The following is a 19,858-nucleotide window of genomic DNA, read 5'->3' as shown; positions in this document are numbered from 1 at the left end:
GCTTCATGCGCGGTGCAGTTCACCCTCCGGCTCCACTTGGTCGAACACCTCGTCGGGCTCCTCGGTGAGCAGATAGGCCTGCGCCTCGCCCACGTGGAAGTACATCCCGTGCAGTTCGAGCGAGCCCTCCTCGAGGCGGCGGGTCACCGACTCGTGCGCCCGCAGATGCTCCAACTGCTGGACGACATTGGTCAGGCAGAGCTGCTCGACCGCGTCGGCGGGGGCGCGCCCGGCGAGCCGCGCCCATGGCTGGTTCGCGGCCTCCATGCGGGCCAGGCTGGGCAGGCCGTGCCGCAGCCATCGCTTCAGGGGTGTCTGCGCGCCGCCCTCGGGCGGGCTGTTGAGCAGCGCCTGCATCGCCCCGCAGCCGGAGTGCCCGCACACGGTGATCGACTGCACCTTCAGTACGTCGACGGCGTACTCGATGGCCGCGGCGACCGAGTCGTCACCACTCTCGGCGCCCGGCAGCGGCACCAGATTCCCCACGTTCCTGACGACGAAGAGGTCGCCGGGACCGCTGGAGGTGATCATCGACGTCACGAGCCGGGAGTCGGCGCAGGTCAGGAACAGCTGGGTGGGCCGCTGTCCCTCGCGGGCGAGCCGGGCCAGCTCGTCCCGCACATGCGGAGCGGTGTTCCGCTGGAAAGCGCTGATCCCACTGGCCAGTTGATACCCGCCACCGCCCGCGGGGGGAGCGGCGGTCTCGCTCTGCGGGCGGTCGCAGTGATGGTTGCGCCAGGGTGTCCACGGCCGGCAGCAGGAGTTCGACGCCGAGGCGGGCTCGGCGATACGGGTCCCCGCCCGCCCGGTCACCTCGACCTTGCCGCCCTGCGCGACATACGACTTCTGCCAGTCCTGGAGGGACTCGAACGCTGCGTGGTCCATGAAGGACCCGTCCAACTCCACTACGCAGCGGGATCCTTGGGGCACCTGGTGCAGTACGCGGCTGAGCCGGGGCACGGCGAGGAACGTCAGCTGCCCGCGTACCCGCACGTGATGCGTCCCGCCTTGGCCTTCGGCACCCGCCTCGTCCACGGAGTGGGTGATCCGCGTGCGGGCGAGCCGGTGCAGGGCGACCCCGACGGCGACCGCGATGCCGAGGGCCACGCCCTCGAGTACGCCGAGGACGACCACGCCGAGCGTCGTCACGACGTAGACGAGGATCTCGCGGTGGCGGGTGACCGTCCGAATGTGGTGCAGGGACACCATCTGGATGCCGACGGCCATCACCAGGGCGGCGAGTGAGGCGAGGGGGATCAGCTCAAGCGTCGGGACCATCAGGAGCGCGGCCACTACTACCCAAACGCCGTGCAGCATCGTGGAGTTCCTGCTTTCAGCGCCCGCGTTCACATTCGCGGCGCTGCGGACCGCGACCCCGGCGACGGGGAGTCCGCCGAGGGTGCCGGAGACAATGTTGGCCGCGCCTTGGCCGAGCAGCTCGCGGTCGAGGTCGGAGCGGCGCGCCTCCGGCCGCAGGGCGGGCTTCGAGGACGCGAGCTTGTCCACGGCGACGGCGCCGAGCAGCGACTGCACGCTGCACACGAGCGTCACGGTCAGGACGGCCGCCGCGAGGCCCAGTACGGGCCCTTCGGGCATTCCCGCCAGGGCGTGGCTGCTCCAGGACGGCAGGTCGACCTTGGTCACGGAGATCCCGGCGAACGCGGCCGTCGCGGTGGCGCAGGCAACGGCGACGAGCGCGGCGGGCACCCGGCGCAGGGCCCGGCCGGCGCGCCCGGGGATCCGGGGCCAGGTGAGCAGGACCGTGAGTGTCAGCAGGCTCAGGAGCAGCGCGGCCAGGTCGGCGTTGGTCAACTGGGCGGGCAGCGCACGGAGATTGTCCAGAACCGCGCTCTGAGGGGTGCCGCCGAGCACGATGTGCAGCTGGGCGACGGCGATGGTGACGCCGATTCCGGCGAGCATGCCGTGGACGACGGCGGGGGACACGGCGAGTGCGGTGCGGGCCACGCGCAGGCAGCCGAGGCCGATTTGGGCGAGTCCGGCGATGACGGTGATCGCGCAGGTCGTCCGCCAGCCGTAGCGGTGGATGAGGTCGGCGGTGACAACGGTGAGGCCGGCGGCAGGGCCGCTGACCTGGAGGGGTGAGCCGCCGAGGCGGCCGGCCACCAGTCCGCCGACGGCGGCGGCGACGAGTCCTGCTTGGAGTGGGGCCCCGGTGGCGAGGGCGATTCCGAGGGAAAGCGGCAGGGCGATCAGGAAGACCGCCCCGGACGCGGACAGGTCGGCGCCCGAGATGCGGAAGCGGCGGGGCGGCTTCGGCGGCGGGCTGTGGGGTGGGTGGGTACGGCTGGATTCGTCGGTCCGTGTCGGATCGGCGGGGCGTGTGGGGACGCAGGCTGACATATTTCCCGTCTCCTCCGGGGCAGCGCGGTCGCGGAATGAGGGGCCCCGTCTGTGGCGGGGCAGGGTCGCGGCCGTGGATCACGGCATGCAGCGGCGGGATGAATCAACTCTCGGTAAATGGATCGTAATGCAGAGTAAAGGTTGTGGACGTATTTTCGGAGCAAATGGGGCAATGATTCACCTCAGTGGGTGAATGGGGGTCTTTCTTCAGCTTGTCGTATTAATTCTTCCTCGGGACTCGTGCGACGTTGGCGGCACCGTCGGCAAATGCGTCATTTCACCGCATTGCCCCCGCCCCGGACGTGAAGAGATCCAAGCCGAAGAGACCCAAGGAAGAAGGTGGGCGGACATGGCCGCCACCAAGAAGCTCGCCGCGAGCTTCGCCGCCGCCGCGGTGTGTGCCGCAGTCCTGTCCGGTTGCGCGACCGGTGCCCACCAGACGACCGGACCCCAGAAGGGCGCTCCGGGTCCGAAGGAGGCGCTCCCCGCCCCCGCGCCGGGAAGCGCGATGCGACTGATCGGGGACGGCTCGACCGCTTTCACGGGACATCAGCCGCATCTGCCGAGGGCCGAGCGCCTGAAGGCCGGTCAGAAGCCGCCGCAGTTCGTGGTGTTCTCCTGGGACGGCGCAGGGGAGGACAGCCAGAAGCTGTTCTCGCACTTCCGCAAGGTCGCCAAGCAGAACAACGCGACGATGACGTACTTCCTCAGCGGCGTGTACCTGCTCCCGGAGGAGAAGCGTGACCTCTACCGGCCCCCGCAGCACTCACCGGGCAGTTCGGACATCGGATTCAATGACGAGCAGGGAATCAAGGACACCGTGGCCCAGCTCCGCGATGCCTGGCTCGAGGGCAACGAGATCGGCACGCACTTCAACGGTCACTTCTGCGGCAAGGACGGCGGCGTCGGCGAGTGGTCGGTGGCCGACTGGAAGAACGAGATCGGCCAGGCCAAGTCCTTCGTGAAGTCCTGGAAGACGAACTCGGGCATGAAGAACGCGGCCCCGCTCCCCTTCGACTACGACAAGGAGCTCATCGGCGCCCGCACCCCGTGCCTGGAGGGTAAGGAGAACTTCAGGCGAGCGGCCCACGACCTCGGCTTCCGCTACGACACCAGCGGCATCAACGACCAGGTCTGGCCCAGGAAGAAGGACGGCCTGTGGGACCTTTCGATGCAGCTTGTGCCCTTCCCGGGGCACTCGTACGAGCAGCTCACCATGGACTACAACTTCATGATCAAGCAGTCGGGCACCGCGACCCAGGGCGACCCCGACAAGCAGGAACTCTGGGGTGACCAGATGCGGGACGGCCTCCTCCAGGGCTTCGACCGCGCCTACAAGGGCAACCGCGCGCCGCTGATCATCGGCAATCACTTCGAATCCTGGAACGGCGGCAACTACATGCGCGCCGTCGGCGAGACAGTCCACGCCGTGTGCAACAAGCCCGAGGTGCGCTGCGTATCCTTCCGCCAGCTCGCCGACTGGCTGGACGCCCAGGACCCGCAGACCCTGGACCGGCTCGCCAGTCTGGGCGTCGGCGATGCCCCGAAGCGGGGCTGGGCGTCTTTCCTGTCGACCAGCCCGGCCCCGGCGCCCAAGGGGGTCCCGGGCGCGCCGGCGGTCAAGCAGTGACCGAGTCTCTCGGGCCTGGCCGCGCCGGTCAGGCCGGTGCGGCCACGCTCTCCCGCAGGACGAAACCGGGGTCGACCTGGGCGGCCAGGTCGGCGTCCGTTTTCGCATTGCCCCAGCTCTGGGCGTTCTTCAGGTGGAAGTGGACCATCTGGCGTGTGTAGCGCTCCCAGTCACGGCCCGCGTATGCCGCGTCCGCGGTGGAGCGGAGCGTGCGCAGGGCGGCCGCGTTGGGCTCCTCCAGGAGGTCGAACCGGGGCGGGCGGCCCTTCTCCATGGCCCGCACCCAGTCGGAGTGCCCGACGGTGACGAGCAGGTCGTCCCCCACCTCTGCGCGGAGGAAGTCGAGGTCGTCCTGCCCCTGCACCTTGTTGCCCACGACCTTCAGCGTGACGCCGAAGTCCCGTGCGTACTCCTTGTACTGGCGATAGACCGAGACCCCCTTACGCGTCGGCTCGGCGACGAGGAACGTCATGTCGAAGCGGGTGAACATGCCGGAGGCGAAGGAGTCCGAACCGGCGGTCATGTCGACGACCACGTACTCGTCGCGGCCGTCGACGAGATGGTTCAGACACAGCTCCACCGCTCCGGTCTTGGAGTGGTAGCAGGAGACACCGAGGTCGGCTTCGGTGAAGGGGCCCGTGACCATCAAACGCACGGCCCCGCCGTCGAGTTCCACCGGTCGGGCACACGCGTCGTACACCGGATTGTTCTCGCGCACCCGCAGGAGGCGTGAGCCCTCGCCGGGCGGGGTCGTCTTGATCATCGTGTCCGCGGAGGCGATCCGTGGATTCGAGCCACGCAGGTAGTCCTTGATGAGCGGGAGGCGTGCGCCCATGGCGGGCAGGTCGGCAGCCTGCTCGTCGTCGAGGCCGAGCGCGGGCCCCAGGTGCTGGTTGATGTCGGCGTCGACGGCGATGACCGGGGCGCCCATGGCGGCGAGGTGGCGGATGAAGAGCGAGGACAGCGTGGTCTTCCCGCTGCCGCCCTTCCCCACGAAAGCGATCTTCATGTTCACCAAGCGTAGCGGGATAGTCGCTGTTCGTGTCCGGGAAGCGTGAAGAAGACCACTCCTTCGTGGAGGGGGCTTCTGAACTGCGTAGTGTCGTACTCATGAGTACGACAGCCGATCCGCTCGCCGCCCTCGGGGCCCTGCCGGGCGTGGCCGAATCCGTGGATTCCGTACGCAAGGCGGTGGACCGCGTCTACGGCCACCGGGTCATGCGACGTCGCAGCAATGCGGTCACCTCCGAGGCCGCTCTGCGTGGCGCACGCGGCAGCGCGGCGCTGTCCGGCGCCGACTGGCCGCTCGAAGAGGTGCGCAGGCGCTCCGACTTCAGCGGCGCCGGCGGGGACGAGGAGGCGCGCGCTGTCGGCGCCGCCCTGCGGCTGACCGCGGAGGCGGGCCAGCTCCTGTCGATCTGGCGGCAGTCCCCGCTCCGGGTGCTCGCCCGCCTGCACCTCGTGGCGGCAGCCGACAACGGCGACACCGTGGGGCGCCCCCGTCAGGGTGGCGAGCCGGTCGACGAGCCGCTGGTCGAGCTGCCACTGCCGGACGCGCAGGAAGTGGCGGGCCGCCTTGAAGGGCTCTCGGGGCTGATCATCGCGGGCGGCTCGGCTCCGGCCCTGGTCACCGCCGCCGTCGTGCACGGTGAACTGCTCGCGCTGCGGCCTTTCGGGTCGCACAACGGGCTGGTCGCGCGCGCGGCCGAGCGCATCGTCCTGGTGGGCAGCGGTCTCGACCCGAAGTCGATCTGTCCGGCCGAGGTGGGGCACGCGGAACAAGGGCGCGCGGAGTATCTGGCCGCACTCGAGGGCTATGCGTCGGGCACTCCGGAGGGAGTGGCCGCATGGATCGCGCACTGCGGCCGGTCCGTGGAGCTGGGTGTCAGGGAGTCGACGGCGGTCTGTGAGGCGCTCCAGCGCGGAGCGGCGTAGGCGCCGTAACGGGTTTTGGAAAGTCCCTGAAAAGGGGTCCCTGTAAAGGGTTGCGGCGGTACGAGTCCTCGTACCGCCGCTGGCATGTTCACCTGGTTACCAAGCGTCCTCGAAAATTGCCCATCAGGTCGGGAACTTAGCCCGTGGCCTGGTGCGGCTGGCCCGTAATCGACGGGTCGACGTCGCGTGGGTGCCTGGTGTTCATGCTCGGTCCGTGGGGCCTGGTTGCGTTAAAAGGTGATCCTCTCGGATGTCCCTTGGTCTCGCGGGCCGTTGCCTCATTTGTACTCCAGGAGTGGAGGAAGCGAAACCCCTGGCCGGACTTCTTTACTTTTAGGTTCAATTAGGGATGAAACGGGCGCCCTGAATGTGGGACTGTCCAGTGGCCATGTGTGGCGGGCTTACCCAAAGGGGCCGGTCAGCCGGCTGTGGCGCGCCGGCGACTGGCATACCAGACCAGGCCGGCGGTGGCAGCCGCGGCGCCGACGGCGGCGGCCGCGACGAGAGCAGGCCGCGACGGCGCTGACAGAGTGGGAAGCCGCTGCTTAAGACGGACGGGCCGGTTGAAGTCGAGAATCGGCCACTCGCGCGCGAGAGCCTCACGGCGCAGCGCCCGGTCAGGATTGACCGCGTAGGGGTGGCCGACGGACTTCAGCATCGGCACATCGGTCACCGAGTCGCTGTACGCATAGCAGCGCGAGAGGTCGTACCCCTCGGACCGGGCGAGCTCCTCGACCGCCTCCGCCTTCGTCGGCCCGTACGCGTAATACTCCACCTCGCCCGTGAAGCAACCGTCGTCGCCCACGACCATGCGCGTGGCCACCACGCGGTCCGCGCCGAGGAGTTCACCGATCGGCTCGACGACCTCCGCGCCGGACGTGGAGACGATCACCACGTCGCGTCCCGCGGTGTGGTGCTCCTCGATGAGCGACGCGGCCTCGTCGTAGATGATCGGGTCGATCAGGTCGTGGAGCGTCTCGGCGACGATCTCCTTCACCTGCTGCACGTTCCACCCGCGGCAGAGTGCCGAGAGGTACTCGCGCATCCGCTCCATCTGGTCGTGGTCGGCGCCGCCGGCGAGGAACACGAACTGCGCGTACGCGGTCCGCAGCACCGCCCTGCGGTTGATCAGCCCGCCTTGGTAGAACGACTTGCTGAAGGTGAGCGTGCTCGACTTCGCAATGACCGTCTTGTCCAGGTCGAAGAACGCGGCTGTGCGGGGCAGCGAGTGGGTCAAGGAGTGGTTTTCCACGAGCCCGAGCATAGGCGCCCACCATTCGGCGTAAGCTCTGGCGCGTGGGTTTGCCTGAGAAGGCTCTCGGGTACACCATGGAAGTCACGGATCGTTCGCGACCGTGCTAACCCGGTCTGGCTCCTCCCCCCCCGAGTCGGACCGTGGGGACGACCCCCGCTCTCCCCCCCGGCGGGGGTCGTCGCATGTCCGGACCCACTTTGGGTCCGGACTTTTGCGTTCTCCACCCCTGTTTCGCCCCGTGTCGCGCTTCCGGCGCCGGGCTCCTCACTGCCCCACGTCGTCACCGTGTGTAGCCGTGGGGCTGCTCTACGGAAGGCGTGGAGAGGATAGTTGAGGGGTCGCCCTTGACGGCACAAGTGATGTCACCGGTATGGGTGATGGGGATATTCACAAGCACTCTCTTGTCCACAGTAATTGACCAAGATCCACACGATTTCCGGGATCGCTGCACGGTGATTCCACTCGCGAAGTCGGGACCGGTGTTCATTACCGGTTCGGTTCGCCGGCCGGGCAGCCGCTAGGGCTGTCGGCCGAGCCTGGCTGCGCGAGGGGAGTGCCCGGCTCGCAGGTGCGAGCGGGACAGCGAGCAAGGGGGCGGAAATCGTGGCGGGAGCCATCACATGCGACCGGGCGCCGGTCGCCGACGGGCGGCGGCGCACACCGCTGATCGTGACCGAGGATGTGGATCTGCTGGACGACCTGCTGCGGCTGTGCGCCGCCGCCGGCGCGCGGCCCGAGGTCCATCACGGGGTGCCGGAGCACAGAGGAAGCTGGGAATCCGCACCGCTGGTGCTCATCGGGGACGACGCGGTCGAGCGGGTACGGGGTGTGGCGCGGCGGCGCTGCGTCGTACTGGTGGGGCGCGATCAGGACGACTCGGGCGTGTGGCAGCGGGCTGTCGAGATCGGCGCCGACCATGTGCTGATGCTGCCGGACGGCGAGCAGTGGCTGATGGACCGGATCGCCGATGTTGCTGAAGGCGTGGGACGGCCCGCACTCACCGTCGGGGTGATCGGTGGGCGGGGCGGTGCCGGGGCGTCGTCGCTGGCGTGCGCGCTCGCCGTGACCTCGGCGAAGGCCGGGCGGCGCACCCTCCTCGTCGACGCGGATCCGCTCGGCGGCGGGCTCGACGTGCTGCTCGGCGGGGAGGTCGCCGAAGGGATGCGGTGGCCCGCGTTCGCCGAGTCGCGGGGGCGGGTCGCGGGTGGCGCACTGGAGGAGTCGCTCCCCGAGCTGCATGCCTTGCGGGTGCTCAGCTGGGACCGGGGCGACACGGTGTCGGTCCCGCCTGAGGCCGTACGCGCGGTGCTGGCCGCGGCGCGGCGGCGGGGCGGCGCGGTCGTGGTGGATCTGCCGCGCCGGGTCGACGAGGGGGCGGCCGAGGCGCTGGCCCAGCTGGATCTGGGGCTCCTGGTGGTGCCGCCGGAGCTGAGGGCCGTCGCGGCGGCGAAACGGGTCGCCTCCGGCGTGGGGATGGTGCTGCGGGATTTGCGCGTCGTAGTGGGGCCCGCGCGCGGAGGCTCTGCCGGCGCGCTCGACCCGGAGGAAGTGGCTCGGCTTCTCGGGCTTCCCCTGGCCGGTGAACTTCCGGTCGACCGCGCGCTGTTGGCGGGCCAGGACGGCGGATTGCCGCCGGGTGGCGCGGCGCGGGGGCCGCTCTCGCGGTTCTGCGCGGCCTTTTGGGAGCGGGTGCCGGTTGTGGCGGCTGAAGGGGGTGGGGCGTAAGGGCGGGGCGTGGCGGTCGGTATGCGGGGTGTGACAGCGGGGGTGTGGGGGTCGGTGTGTGGGCGTGCGGCGTAGGGGTCGCTATGCGGGTGCGGGTGCGGGTGCGGCGAGTCGACGGGGGTGGGCTGTGAGTACGGGTGTGGTGGGTGATGACGGTGTGCGGCGCGTGAGTGGGGTTGTGGGCGTGCGCATGTTGGACGGGGTGCGGCAGTGGCTCGCGGAGAACGGCGCGGAGGCGACGCCGGCGCGGGTCGCGGAAGCGCTCAGGGCCCAGGGAAAGCTTCTCGGGGACGCCGAAGTGCTGGGCGCGGCAGGCCAGTTGCGCTCCGAACTCGTGGGCACGGGCCCGCTTGAGCCTTTGCTCGCCGACCCCTCGGTGACCGACGTGCTGGTGTCCGCGCCCGACCGGGTGTGGGTGGACCGGGGCGGTGGCCTGGAGCTGACAGGCGTGTCGTTCGAGAGCGCCTCGTCCGTGCGCAGGCTCGCGCAGCGGCTCGCCGCGGTGGCAGGGCGACGATTGGACGACGCGAGGCCGTGGGTGGACGCTCGGCTGCCGGACGGGACCCGGCTGCACGCCGTGCTGCCGCCCGTCGCCGTCGGCTGCGCCTGCCTGTCGCTGAGGGTGGTGCGGCCGCGTGCCTTCACGCTGGAGGAACTCGTGACGGCGGGGACGGTGCCGCCGGGCGGGGACCGGGTGCTTCGGGCCCTTCTCGACGCCCGGCTGTCGTTCCTGATCAGCGGCGGTACGGGATCTGGGAAGACGACGCTCCTGAGCGCGTTGCTCGGCCTGGTGGGGCCGGGGGAGCGCGTGGTGCTCGCCGAGGACTCCGCCGAGCTGCGGCCCGACCATCCGCATGTGGTGCGACTCGAGGCGCGGCCCGCCAATCAGGAAGGGGCGGGGCTCGTGGCCCTGGACGACCTGGTGCGTCAGGCGTTGCGCATGCGGCCGGACCGCCTGGTGGTGGGCGAGGTGCGGGGCCCGGAGGTCGTGGCGCTCCTCGCCGCTCTGAACACAGGACACGAAGGTGGCTCCGGCACGGTCCACGCGAACGCTGCTCACGATGTGCCCGCCCGCCTGGAGGCCCTGGGGACGGCGGCCGGCCTCGATCGCGGCGCCCTGCACAGCCAGTTGGCGGCGGCCCTGTCGGTGGTTCTTCACCTCGTACGGGACCGGAGGGGGCGGCGTCGCATCGCCGAGGTGCATGTCCTGGAGCGTGACGCGGCCGGCTGGGTGGTCACGGTGCCGGCGCTGCGGTGGGGCGAGGGGGAGTTCGTGCGGGAGCGGGGGTGGGGGCGGTTGCGGGGGCTGCTCGGGGAGTTCGTGTAGGTCGTGGAGGGGGTTAGGCGTGTGGGGACTGGAGTGGGGCGGGACTGGAGTGGGGGCGCGGGTCGGGCGGGGCGTGGGGCGGTGTGAGGGGTGATGTCCGTGGAGGGGGCGGTTGTTGTGGGTGTGGTTGGGGCTGGGCCGGTGGGGGTCGGGGTGGGTCCGGGCTGTGCGGCTCTGGTGTGTGTCGGGGCCGCGGCCTGGGTTGCCGGCGGTGGGCGCGGGCGTGAGGTGCGGCGGGCGAGGGAGTTGCTGGGTGCCGGCGGTGGTGTGCCGTGGGGCTCGCGGGCGTGGCGGGTGGGCTGGGCGCGGTGGCGGGAGCGGTGGGAGTGGTGGGTGCTGGTCGTAGGGGGCGTGCTCGCGGTCCTCGGGGCCTCCGTGGTGCCGCTGGTGGTGGGTGCGGCCGGGGTGCCTCTGGCGGCGCGGGTGCGGGGTGACCGCGAGGAGCGGCGGGTGCGGGAGCGTCGGGCGGGCGCGGCGATCTCGCTGTGCGGCGTGCTGGCGGGGGAGGTGCGGGCGGGGCGGCAGCCGGGGGAGGCGCTGGTCGTGGCTGTGCGCGAGGAGGGAGGGCTGAGAGAGGGCGACGGCTCGGGTGTCGGCGATGGGGCGGTGGTGGCTGCTGCCCGGTTCGGAGGGGATGTGCCGGGGGCGTTGCGGGAGGCGGCACGGGACCCGGGGGCCGAGGGGCTGTTGGGGCTGGCGGCGTGCTGGCGGGTGGCGGTGGACCGGGGCGCCGGACTCGCATCCGGGCTGGAGCGCCTTGCCGACGCGCTCCGGGCCGAGCGGGACCAAAAGGCCGATCTGCGCGCCCAGTTGGCCGGGTCGAGATCGACAGCGGTGATGCTCGCGGGGCTTCCCGTCCTGGGCCTGTTGCTAGGGAGCGTGCTCGGGGCCCGGCCGCTGAGGGTGCTGCTGCACACCGGTGCGGGGTTCGGGTGCCTGTTGGTGGGTGGGGCGTTGGAAGGTGCGGGGCTGTGGTGGGCGCTGCGGATCGTACGGGGGGCGGAGGAGCGATGAACGTTGTCCACAGGCTGGGGCTCGTGCTGTGTGCCGTGGCGGCCTTGGGGTGGGTCGTGCACGAGGTGGCGGTACGGCGCAGGGAACGGGCGCTGCTGCGGAGGCTGAACGCCCTGCTGGAGGCGGTGGCCGAGAAGCCGTCGGGGCGGGGGGTGGATGTGCGGGGCGCCGTGGGCCGGTGGGGGCCGTCAGCGGGGGCGGTCTGTGCCGGATACGTGCTGGTGGGTGGGGTGGTCGGGCTGCTGTTGGGGCTGGTCGCGGCGTTCGCGGTGTGGCGGTGGCGGCGAAGGGCCCGTGCGGTGGCCGACGCTACGTCGTCCTCGGAGGCCGCGCACGCAGAGGCACGTCGGCAACTGCCGCTGGCCGCTGACCTGCTCGCCGCTTGCATTGCCGCCGGGGCGGATCCCGTGAGGGCGGCGAGGGCTGTGGGGGAGTCGCTGGGCGGCCCGGTCGGGGAGGTCTTGGCGCGGGGTGCGGCCCAGGTGCGGCTCGGCGGTGAACCACGTGCTGCGTGGCGGCAGTTGGCGTCGATACCGGGGGCCGGTGCGCTGGCCGGGCTCCTTGAGCGGGCCGGCGATTCGGGCGCCCCGGCCGCGGAGCCGGTGGCGCGGCTGGCCGCGGAGGCCCGGGCCGAGCGGGGGCGTGCGACCGCCGCGGTGGCGCGCCGGGCGGCCGTGCTGATCACGGCGCCGGTGGGCCTGTGCTTCCTGCCCGCGTTCGTGGCCATCGGAGTGCTGCCCGTGGTGATCGGTGTGGCCGGCGGGCTGTTGGGAGGTCGATGAGAGGCCGCGGGGGCGGCCCGGGCCGTTGCATGGCTCGGGCCGAGTTCGGTGGACGTCATGGGGGCGTCGGCCGGTGAGGAACTTCAGAGGGACTTCAGTCGGGACTACATGGGGGTTGAGATGTACGGAGTGATGCGGGCGCGTGCGGGGATGTGGGTGCGTCGGATGCGTGCGGCGAGGCGGGACGCGGGGATGGTCACGTCGGAGTACGCGATGGGGCTGATCGCGGCGGTCGGGTTCGCCGGGCTGCTGCTGAAGGTGCTGACCAGCGGACAGGTGCAGGCCGCGCTTCAGGGGATCGTCGAGAGGGCGCTCAATGAGTAGGGCCGACCAGCGTAGGCGGCGGGCTGATGAGCGGCGGGCCGGTATGCGGCGGGCCGGGGACCGGGGGTTCGTGACGGCGGAGGCGGCCGTGGTGCTGCCGGTGCTCGTGACCTTTACCGTGGCGCTGGTCTGGGCACTGATGGCTGCGTCCGCGCAGATTCAGTGCGTGGACGCGGCCAGGGCGGGCGCCCGGGCGATCGCCCGCCAGGACCCGCAGGCATCGGCCGTGGAGACGGCGAAGAGGGTCGCGCCACGTGGCGCGAAGGTCGCCGTGAGCCGGGAGGGCGATCTGGTCCGAGTCGCGGTCGTGGCCGCAGCGCCGGGCCCTGGAGTGCTGAACGTCCACCTGCGGGCCGACGCGGTGGCGTTGGCGGAGGAGACGGTGGGGACGGCGGGGACGGCGGGGACGGCCGAGACAGCCATGGTGGCCGGGACCGTGGGGACGGTGGGGGCGTCATGAAGCGGCGAAGGGCGGCCGGGGACCGGGGTTCCGCGACCGTGTGGGCCGTGATGGCGATGGCCGCGCTCGGACTGGTCTTCGGATGCGTACTGACCATGGGGCAGGCCGTCGTAGTACGTCACCGGGCAGGCGGGGCCGCCGACTTGGCCGCTCTCGCGGCCGCCGATCACTGGATGGAGGGCCGGAAGGAGGCCTGCGCCCACGCGGGCCGGGTGGCGGCCGCACAGGGCACGCGGCTCGTGCGCTGCGCGGTGTACGGAGAGGTCTCGGATGTCACCGCGGCGGCCGGTGCGGCGCCGCTGACCACGGAGGTCAGGGCCCGGGCGGGCCCTGCGGGGCCGGTAGCGCCTGAGGTCCCGACCGACCCGGCTGGTGCCGATCCAGCCGGACCTGAGGTCCCCCCAGCAGACCTCACAGGTTCTGTCGGTCCGGCCGGCTCCGGGGTCCTGGTCGACCCAACAGGTCCTGCCGATCCGGCAAGTTCCTGGGCCCAGCCCGACCTCACAGGTCCTGCCGATCAGCCCGGCTCCGGGGTTCTGGTCGACCCGGCGCCTGCCGATCCGGCCGGCCCCGCTGATCCCGGGTGAGGGGCTGCACGGGGCCGGTCAGTCAGCCGTCTGGCTGGGTTCCTGATCCTGCGGTGTCGGGCGGCCCTCGGACGAGGGCTCAGGCGGAGACGCCGCCGTAGCCGTCGAGGCCGGTGTCGGGGCCGCAGGAGCCGTCGGAGTCGCACCCGGTGGTGCGTCCTTGAGCAGGACCTTCAGCAGCCGTACCGCGCCACGCTTGTGGAGAGGGTCGTTGCCGTTGCCGCACTTGGGGGACTGGATGCAGGACGGGCAGCCCGCCTCGCACTCGCAGGACGCGATCGCTTCGAGGGTGGCCGTGAGCCACTCGCGGGCCGTGTGGAACGCCCGTTCCGCGAATCCCGCCCCGCCAGGATGGCCGTCGTACACGAAGACCGTGGGCAGCAGGGTGTCCGGGTGGAGGGGGATGGAGACGCCGCCGATGTCCCAGCGGTCGCAGGTGGCGAAGAGCGGCAGCATGCCGATGGAGGCGTGCTCGGCGGCGTGCAGCGCGCCGCCGAGGATCTCCGGGTTCACACGGGCCGCGTCGAGTTGGTCCTCCGTCACCGTCCACCACACGGCGCGGGTGCGGAGGGTGCGCGGAGGGAGGTCGAGTTTGGTCTCTCCTAGGACTTCGCCGGTGATGAGGCGACGACGCAGGAAGGAGACGACCTGGTTGGTGACTTCGACGGAGCCGTAGCACAACCTGCCGTCGCCCCAAGGGACTTCGACGTCCGTCTCCAGTACGGAGATGGCCGTGGTGTCGCGGGCGGTCGTCGAGTAGGTCGGGTTGGCCTCCTCGACGAGGGCGACCGAGTCCTCCAGGTCCAGGTGCTTCACGAGGTAGGTGCGGCCCTGGTGGAGGTGGACCGCGCCGTCGTGGACGGTTGTGTGCGCCGAGCCGGCGTCCACGGTGCCCAGGAGGCGTCCCGTGCCCGCCTCGACGATCTGTACGGGGCTGCCGCCGTCGCCGCGGATGTCCGTCAGATCGGCGGCGCGTTCGCGGCGGGTCCAGTGCCAGGCCTTGGTGCGACGGCGCAGCAGCTTCGCGTCCTCCAGCTGAGGGAGCAGCTCGGCGGTCGTCGGGCCGAACAGAGGCAAGTCGTCGTCGGTGAGGGGGAGTTCGGCGGCGGCCGCGCACAGATGGGGGGCGAGGACGTACGGGTTGTCAGGGTCCAGGACCGTGGACTCCACCGGCTGGTCGAAGAGGGCTTCGGGGTGGTGGACGAGGTAGGTGTCCAGTGGGTCGTCGCGGGCGACGAGGACGGCGAGCGCGCCCTGCCCGGACCGTCCCGCGCGGCCCGCCTGCTGCCACAGTGACGCCCGGGTGCCCGGATACCCGGCGATGACGACGGCGTCCAACCCCGAGACGTCGATGCCGAGTTCGAGGGCGGTGGTGGCGGCGAGGCCGAGGAGTTCGCCGGAGTGCAGGGCGCGTTCGAGGGCGCGGCGTTCCTCGGGCAGGTAGCCGCCGCGGTAAGCGGCGACGCGGCGGGCGAGGGAGCGGTCGATCTCGGCGAGGCGTTCCTGGGCGATCACCGAGATCAGCTCGGCGCCGCGCCGGGAGCGTACGAAGGCGACGGAGTGGACGCCCTGCACGGTCAGGTCGGTCAGCAGGTCCGCCGTCTCGGCGGTTGCGGTGCGGCGGACGGGCGCGCCCTTCTCGCCGTGGAGCTCGGTGAGAGGGGGTTCCCAGAGGGCGAAGACGAGCTCTCCGCGGGGCGAGGCGTCGTCGGCGATCTCGAGGACGGGGAGGCCCGTCAGACGCTCGGCGGCGACGGCCGGGTCGGCGGCGGTGGCGGACGCCAGGAGGAACACGGGTTCCGAGCCGTAGCGGGCGCACAGGCGGCGTAGCCGGCGCAGTACCTGGGCGACGTGGGACCCGAAGACACCGCGGTAGGTGTGGCACTCGTCGATGACGACGTACTTGAGCGACTTGAGGAAGGAGGACCAGCGGGGGTGTGAGGGCAATATCCCGCGGTGCAGCATGTCGGGGTTGGTCAGGACGTAGTTGGCGTACTGCCGCACCCACTCGCGTTCCTCGACGGGGGTGTCGCCGTCGTAGACCGCCGGGCGGATCGCCGTGCCGAGCGGTTGTGAAAGTTCCTTCACCGATCGGCACTGGTCCGCGGCGAGCGCTTTCGTCGGCGCGAGGTAGAGCGCGGTGGCGCCGCGGCCGTTCGGCGCCTCGGAGCCGTCGAGGAGCCGGGAGAGGACCGGGACGAGGTACGCGAGGGACTTTCCGGAGGCCGTTCCGGTGGAGACGACGACCGACTCGCCGTCCATCGCGTGCTCGGCCGCGAGTGCCTGGTGGGCCCAGGGGTGCTCGATTCCGGCCGACTGTACGGCGGCGATGACCTCGGATCGGATGCGGTCGGGCCATACGGCATGACGACCCGGTCGCGGGGGCAAGTGCTCCGTATGAGTGATGCGCGAAGCCCGGCCCGGACCCGAGACGAGCCGGTCGAGAATCGCCCCTGGAGAGGGGCGGGAAGCGGTGTCCGCCGAGGGTTGTCCGCGACGGTGATTCTTGGCCATCGGCACCGAGTGTGTCACTGGCGTGACGGACAATGCTCCTAAGGCGTCGTGCACGCCTGCCGGTAAGTGATTGAATGCCATCGCGGCTGGCGATCCGTCCCGGGGGCTCTGCCGAGGTGTCCCGAGGGACGACCGCTCGATAGCAAGGTGCTGGAGGATCCGTGGACCTGTCCCTGTCGACCCGTACCGTCGGCGATCGTACGGTCGTCGAGGTCGGTGGCGAAATCGATGTATATACCGCGCCCAAGCTGCGTGAGCAGCTGGTCGAGCTGGTGAACGACGGCAGTTTCCACCTTGTCGTCGACATGGAGGGAGTCGATTTCCTCGACTCCACCGGGCTCGGCGTACTGGTGGGCGGTCTGAAGCGAGTGCGGGCCCATGAGGGCTCGCTGCGACTGGTCTGCAACCAGGAGCGCATTCTCAAGATCTTCCGTATCACCGGCCTGACCAAGGTGTTCCCCATCCACACCTCGGTCGAGGAAGCCGTAGCGGCTACCGACTGATCGGTCACCGGCCCACAGGCCGGTGGCTGAGCGGAAGTGGGGGCCGGGCCGATGGCCCGGTCCCTTCCGAGCACGCCCGTACATCCGAGGGGGATGCATGGCCACCGTCGAACTCCGATTCAGCGCGCAGCCCGAGCACGTCAGAACCGCCCGTCTGGTGGCGGCCGCGGTGGCGCGCAGGGCCGGAGTGGACGAGGCCGTGCTCGACGAGGTCAGGCTCGCCGTCGGCGAGGCCTGCAGCCGCGCCGTCGGCCTTCACCGCAGTGGCGGTATCGCTGCACCCGTTCGGGTCCTTCTCACCGAGGAGGAGAAGCAGTTCTCCATCGAGGTCGGGGACGAGGCTTCGCGGAGCGTTCCCGGCGAACAGTCGTCCGACGCGCCCGGCGGGTCGGACGATCTGGACGCGGAGGGCGAGGACGACATGGGTCTCGCCGTCATCAGTGGCCTCGTCGACGATGTGGAGGTCACCGCGGACGAGTCCGGTGGACTCATTCGGATGACTTGGCCGACCACGTCGGCGGCTCTTCCGTCCTGACGCGGTCCACCCGGCGTCCACACAACGCCCCCTGAACCACCCGCCCGTGGCCCCGCCCGGCGGCGCCCCCATGTGATCGTTTCTGGTTCGAGGCCCTGCACTCACCCCGGTGAGCAGGGCCCTTTTGCGTTTCCTAGATCGTCGATCATAATTGGATCACGCCTCAATGCTTTCAGGGCATTACCGCTTCTTATGCGCCCATCGTGTTGGACGATCATTTGCCGGGTAGTAACGGATGGCAAATTCCGTTTCTCGCGCACTGTTTTGATCAGGCGCCGCTCCCTACAATCCGTCCACATCTTGAGCTCAGCCCAAGCGTCAAGGAGGACGAATGGCGGGGCTTTCTACCCCTCAAGCGTTTGACCACCCCTCAACCTTCGCAGCCGCGGTCCTGACCGACGACAACCGGCTCATCGTCATGGTGATCGGCATCGTCGCGCTCGCCGCCCTCGTGGTGGCCGCAGTGCTCGTACGCCAGGTACTGGCGGCAGGCGAGGGCACCGACAGCATGAAGAAGATCGCGGCAGCGGTCCAGGAAGGCGCGAATGCCTATCTCGGGCGGCAGCTGCGGACCCTCGCGGTATTCGCCGTGGTGGTGTTCTTCCTGCTCATGCTGCTGCCCGCGGACGATTGGAATCAGCGAGCCGGGCGTTCGATCTTCTTCCTGATCGGCGCCGTGTTCTCGGCGACCACCGGATACATCGGAATGTGGCTCGCGGTGCGCAGCAATGTGCGCGTCGCCGCCGCCGCCAGGGAAGCCACCCCGGCGGAAGGCGAGCCGGAAAAGGATCTCACCGCTGTCTCGCACAAGGCGATGAAGATCGCTTTTCGCACGGGCGGCGTAGTCGGCATGTTCACGGTGGGGCTGGGTCTGCTCGGCGCCTCCTGTGTCGTGCTGGTCTACGCGGCCGACGCGCCCAAGGTCCTCGAAGGATTTGGCCTCGGCGCGGCGCTCATCGCGATGTTCATGCGTGTCGGAGGCGGCATCTTCACCAAGGCCGCCGACGTCGGCGCCGACCTGGTCGGCAAGGTCGAACAGGGCATTCCGGAGGATGATCCGCGTAATGCCGCGACCATCGCCGACAACGTGGGCGACAACGTCGGCGACTGTGCCGGTATGGCCGCCGACCTGTTCGAGTCGTACGCCGTCACGCTGGTCGCCGCGCTGATCCTCGGCAAGGTGGCCTTCGGCGACTCCGGGCTCGCCTTTCCGCTGATCGTTCCCGCGATCGGCGTAGTGACGGCGATGATCGGGATTTTCGCCGTGGCGCCGCGCCGGTCCGACCGCAGCGGGATGAGTGCCATCAACCGCGGGTTCTTCATCTCCGCGGTCATCTCGCTCGCCCTGGTGGCCGTAGCGGTCTACACCTATCTGCCGGCCACGTATGCCGAGCTCAACGGCATCACCGACGCGGCGATCAAGGTGAAGGACGGCGATCCGCGGATCCTCGCCCTCGTCGCCGTAGCCATCGGCATCGTGCTCGCCGCGCTGATCCAGCAGCTGACGGGCTACTTCACCGAGACCAGCCGGCGCCCGGTGCGCGACATCGGCAAGTCGTCGCTCACCGGACCCGCGACCGTCGTGCTCGCCGGAATCTCCGTCGGCCTCGAATCGGCCGTCTACACCGGCCTGTTGATCGGCCTCGGTGTGTACGGAGCGTTTCTGCTCGGCGGCACGTCGATCATGCTGGCGCTGTTCGCGGTCGCCCTCGCGGGCACCGGCCTGCTGACCACGGTCGGCGTCATCGTCGCCATGGACACCTTCGGGCCCGTCTCCGACAACGCGCAGGGCATCGCCGAGATGTCCGGCGACGTGACGGGATCGGGCGCGCAGGTCCTCACCGACCTGGACGCCGTGGGCAACACGACCAAGGCCATCACCAAGGGAATCGCCATCGCCACGGCCGTACTCGCGGCCTCGGCGCTCTTCGGGTCCTATAGGGACGCGATCGTCTCCGCCGCCAAGGATGTCGGCGAGAAGGTCGGCGACAGCGGCCCGATGAACCTCGTGATGGACATCTCGCAGCCCAACAACCTGGTGGGCCTGATCGCCGGCGCGGCGGTCGTCTTCCTCTTCTCCGGACTCGCGATCAACGCGGTGTCGCGGTCCGCGGGCGCCGTGGTCTACGAGGTGCGGCGGCAGTTCCGCGAGCACCCCGGGATCATGGACTACACGGAGAAGCCGGAGTACGGGCGCGTCGTCGACATCTGTACGAAGGACGCGCTGCGGGAGTTGGCCACGCCGGGTCTGCTCGCCGTTCTCGCGCCCATCGCGATCGGGTTCACGCTCGGTGTCGGGCCCCTCGGGGCGTTCCTCGCCGGCGCGATCGGCACCGGAACCCTGATGGCGGTCTTCCTCGCCAACTCCGGTGGCGCGTGGGACAACGCGAAGAAACTCGTCGAGGACGGGCACCACGGCGGCAAGGGCAGCGAGGCCCATGCCGCGACCGTCATCGGCGACACGGTCGGAGACCCGTTCAAGGACACGGCCGGGCCCGCGATCAACCCGCTTCTGAAGGTGATGAACCTGGTGGCGCTCCTCATCGCGCCCGCGGTCGTCAAGTTCAGCTACGGGGCGGACGCGAGCGTGGGCGTACGGATCGGGATCGCCGTGGTGTCGATCGCCGTGATCGTCGGTTCCGTTTATGTCTCCAAGAGGCGCGGCATCACGGTCGGCGACGACGACGACAACTCCGACCACGTACCGAAGCAGCCGGCGGATCCGGCGGTGGTTTCCTGACCCCGGGTTTCACCTGGTCAGGGACGGCCGCAAGCTCAACGGGCGGGGGGGGGGGGGGGCGGGGGGGGGGGCCCCCCCCCCCCCCGGCCGGGGGCGCCCCGGGGGGGGGGGGGGGTGGGGGGGGGGGGAACGGTTGGAAAAAAACCAAAAAAAAACCAAAACCGCC

Annotated in this window: 16 protein-coding genes; 12 read left to right on the top strand and 4 right to left on the bottom strand. The window is 70.6% G+C overall.

What is annotated here, in order from left to right; translation table 11 throughout:
- Nucleotides 1-3: 3 nt before the first annotated feature.
- Nucleotides 4-2,361 (bottom strand): bifunctional SulP family inorganic anion transporter/carbonic anhydrase, encoded by a 2,358-nt coding sequence (locus ACIPWY_RS12825; protein ID WP_393699617.1) that lies wholly within the window; start codon nt 2,359-2,361, stop codon nt 4-6.
- Nucleotides 2,362-2,710: 349 nt separating this feature from the next.
- Here ACIPWY_RS12825 and ACIPWY_RS12820 point away from each other — a divergent pair, with 349 nt between their 5' ends.
- Complete coding sequence (locus ACIPWY_RS12820) at nt 2,711-3,991, top strand: hypothetical protein (protein WP_393699619.1); 1,281 nt, start codon at nt 2,711-2,713, stop codon at nt 3,989-3,991.
- 28 nt (nt 3,992-4,019) lie between these two features.
- Here the strand turns inward: ACIPWY_RS12820 and ACIPWY_RS12815 are convergent, their stop codons facing one another.
- The gene (locus ACIPWY_RS12815) at nt 4,020-5,000 is read right to left on the bottom strand and encodes an ATP-binding protein (protein ID WP_393699621.1); all 981 of its coding nucleotides are present in this window, start codon (nt 4,998-5,000) and stop codon (nt 4,020-4,022) included.
- A 101-nt stretch (nt 5,001-5,101) separates the two neighbouring features.
- Between ACIPWY_RS12815 and ACIPWY_RS12810 the strand changes: the two genes are divergently transcribed.
- A complete protein-coding gene (locus ACIPWY_RS12810; RefSeq protein WP_362901029.1) occupies nt 5,102-5,926 on the top strand; it encodes an oxidoreductase in 825 nt (274 codons plus the stop codon).
- Nucleotides 5,927-6,344: 418 nt separating this feature from the next.
- Here the strand turns inward: ACIPWY_RS12810 and ACIPWY_RS12805 are convergent, their stop codons facing one another.
- Nucleotides 6,345-7,190 carry an HAD-IB family hydrolase gene (locus ACIPWY_RS12805; protein WP_362901027.1) on the bottom strand — a complete coding sequence of 282 codons (846 nt, stop codon included), beginning with the start codon at nt 7,188-7,190 and terminating at the stop codon, nt 6,345-6,347.
- Between the two features lie 594 nt (nt 7,191-7,784).
- Here ACIPWY_RS12805 and ssd point away from each other — a divergent pair.
- The 7 genes from ssd to ACIPWY_RS12770 all read left to right on the top strand — a co-directional run bounded on the left by ssd (nt 7,785) and on the right by ACIPWY_RS12770 (nt 13,400).
- On the top strand, nt 7,785-8,906 hold the full coding sequence (gene ssd / locus ACIPWY_RS12800) for a septum site-determining protein Ssd (protein ID WP_393699624.1): 1,122 nt from the start codon (nt 7,785-7,787) through the stop codon (nt 8,904-8,906).
- Between the two features lie 190 nt (nt 8,907-9,096).
- Nucleotides 9,097-10,233, top strand: a complete 1,137-nt coding sequence (locus ACIPWY_RS12795; RefSeq protein ID WP_389547505.1) for a TadA family conjugal transfer-associated ATPase — start codon at nt 9,097-9,099, stop codon at nt 10,231-10,233.
- Between the two features lie 93 nt (nt 10,234-10,326).
- Nucleotides 10,327-11,247 carry a type II secretion system F family protein gene (locus tag ACIPWY_RS12790; protein WP_393699626.1) on the top strand — a complete coding sequence of 307 codons (921 nt, stop codon included), beginning with the start codon at nt 10,327-10,329 and terminating at the stop codon, nt 11,245-11,247.
- Entirely contained in the window at nt 11,244-12,029 is a 786-nt protein-coding gene (locus tag ACIPWY_RS12785) for a type II secretion system F family protein (RefSeq protein ID WP_362901021.1), read from the top strand. Before ACIPWY_RS12790 ends, ACIPWY_RS12785 begins: the two co-directional genes overlap by 4 nt.
- A gap of 120 nt (nt 12,030-12,149) precedes the next feature.
- Complete coding sequence (locus ACIPWY_RS12780) at nt 12,150-12,353, top strand: DUF4244 domain-containing protein (protein ID WP_401533473.1); 204 nt, start codon at nt 12,150-12,152, stop codon at nt 12,351-12,353.
- 70 nt (nt 12,354-12,423) lie between these two features.
- Entirely contained in the window at nt 12,424-12,813 is a 390-nt protein-coding gene (locus ACIPWY_RS12775; protein WP_401533101.1) for a TadE family type IV pilus minor pilin, read from the top strand.
- Nucleotides 12,810-13,400, top strand: a complete 591-nt coding sequence (locus ACIPWY_RS12770) for an Rv3654c family TadE-like protein (protein WP_401533099.1) — start codon at nt 12,810-12,812, stop codon at nt 13,398-13,400. Before ACIPWY_RS12775 ends, ACIPWY_RS12770 begins: the two co-directional genes overlap by 4 nt.
- Nucleotides 13,401-13,418: 18 nt before the next feature.
- On the opposite strand, the gene ACIPWY_RS12765 is transcribed toward ACIPWY_RS12770, so the two are convergent.
- A complete protein-coding gene (locus ACIPWY_RS12765) occupies nt 13,419-15,995 on the bottom strand; it encodes a DEAD/DEAH box helicase (RefSeq protein WP_401533097.1) in 2,577 nt (858 codons plus the stop codon).
- Nucleotides 15,996-16,075: 80 nt separating this feature from the next.
- On the opposite strand from ACIPWY_RS12765, the gene bldG reads away from it, so the two are divergent.
- The 3 genes from bldG (at nt 16,076) to ACIPWY_RS12750 (ending at nt 19,692) form a co-directional block, all read left to right on the top strand.
- Nucleotides 16,076-16,417: an anti-sigma factor antagonist BldG gene (gene bldG, locus ACIPWY_RS12760; RefSeq protein WP_003975386.1), complete on the top strand. Its 342-nt coding sequence runs from the start codon at nt 16,076-16,078 to the stop codon at nt 16,415-16,417.
- A gap of 97 nt (nt 16,418-16,514) precedes the next feature.
- Nucleotides 16,515-16,952 carry an ATP-binding protein gene (locus tag ACIPWY_RS12755; protein ID WP_362901015.1) on the top strand — a complete coding sequence of 146 codons (438 nt, stop codon included), beginning with the start codon at nt 16,515-16,517 and terminating at the stop codon, nt 16,950-16,952.
- 331 nt (nt 16,953-17,283) lie between these two features.
- Nucleotides 17,284-19,692 carry a sodium-translocating pyrophosphatase gene (locus tag ACIPWY_RS12750; protein WP_362901013.1) on the top strand — a complete coding sequence of 803 codons (2,409 nt, stop codon included), beginning with the start codon at nt 17,284-17,286 and terminating at the stop codon, nt 19,690-19,692.
- Nucleotides 19,693-19,858 lie beyond the last annotated feature (166 nt).

It is taken from the genome of Streptomyces sp. NPDC090032 (assembly GCF_044748025.1).
GTDB lineage: Bacteria > Actinomycetota > Actinomycetes > Streptomycetales > Streptomycetaceae > Streptomyces.
The sequence above is the reverse complement of the archived record's forward strand: the minus strand, read 5'-3'. Positions and strand labels throughout refer to the sequence as shown.

What these genes read in the sequence shown, in the direction of transcription:
- ACIPWY_RS12825 (WP_393699617.1), bottom strand. Translation starts at nt 2,361, where the DNA reads ATGTCAGCCTGCGTCCCCACACGCCCCGCCGATCCGACACGGACCGAC.
- ACIPWY_RS12820 (WP_393699619.1), top strand. Translation starts at nt 2,711, where the DNA reads ATGGCCGCCACCAAGAAGCTCGCCGCGAGCTTCGCCGCCGCCGCGGTG.
- ACIPWY_RS12815 (WP_393699621.1), bottom strand. Translation starts at nt 5,000, where the DNA reads ATGAAGATCGCTTTCGTGGGGAAGGGCGGCAGCGGGAAGACCACGCTG.
- ACIPWY_RS12810 (WP_362901029.1), top strand. Translation starts at nt 5,102, where the DNA reads ATGAGTACGACAGCCGATCCGCTCGCCGCCCTCGGGGCCCTGCCGGGC.
- ACIPWY_RS12805 (WP_362901027.1), bottom strand. Translation starts at nt 7,190, where the DNA reads ATGCTCGGGCTCGTGGAAAACCACTCCTTGACCCACTCGCTGCCCCGC.
- ACIPWY_RS12795 (WP_389547505.1), top strand. Translation starts at nt 9,097, where the DNA reads ATGTTGGACGGGGTGCGGCAGTGGCTCGCGGAGAACGGCGCGGAGGCG.
- ACIPWY_RS12790 (WP_393699626.1), top strand. Translation starts at nt 10,327, where the DNA reads ATGTCCGTGGAGGGGGCGGTTGTTGTGGGTGTGGTTGGGGCTGGGCCG.
- ACIPWY_RS12785 (WP_362901021.1), top strand. Translation starts at nt 11,244, where the DNA reads ATGAACGTTGTCCACAGGCTGGGGCTCGTGCTGTGTGCCGTGGCGGCC.
- ACIPWY_RS12780 (WP_401533473.1), top strand. Translation starts at nt 12,150, where the DNA reads ATGTACGGAGTGATGCGGGCGCGTGCGGGGATGTGGGTGCGTCGGATG.
- ACIPWY_RS12770 (WP_401533099.1), top strand. Translation starts at nt 12,810, where the DNA reads ATGAAGCGGCGAAGGGCGGCCGGGGACCGGGGTTCCGCGACCGTGTGG.
- ACIPWY_RS12765 (WP_401533097.1), bottom strand. Translation starts at nt 15,995, where the DNA reads ATGGCATTCAATCACTTACCGGCAGGCGTGCACGACGCCTTAGGAGCA.
- ACIPWY_RS12755 (WP_362901015.1), top strand. Translation starts at nt 16,515, where the DNA reads ATGGCCACCGTCGAACTCCGATTCAGCGCGCAGCCCGAGCACGTCAGA.
- ACIPWY_RS12750 (WP_362901013.1), top strand. Translation starts at nt 17,284, where the DNA reads ATGGCGGGGCTTTCTACCCCTCAAGCGTTTGACCACCCCTCAACCTTC.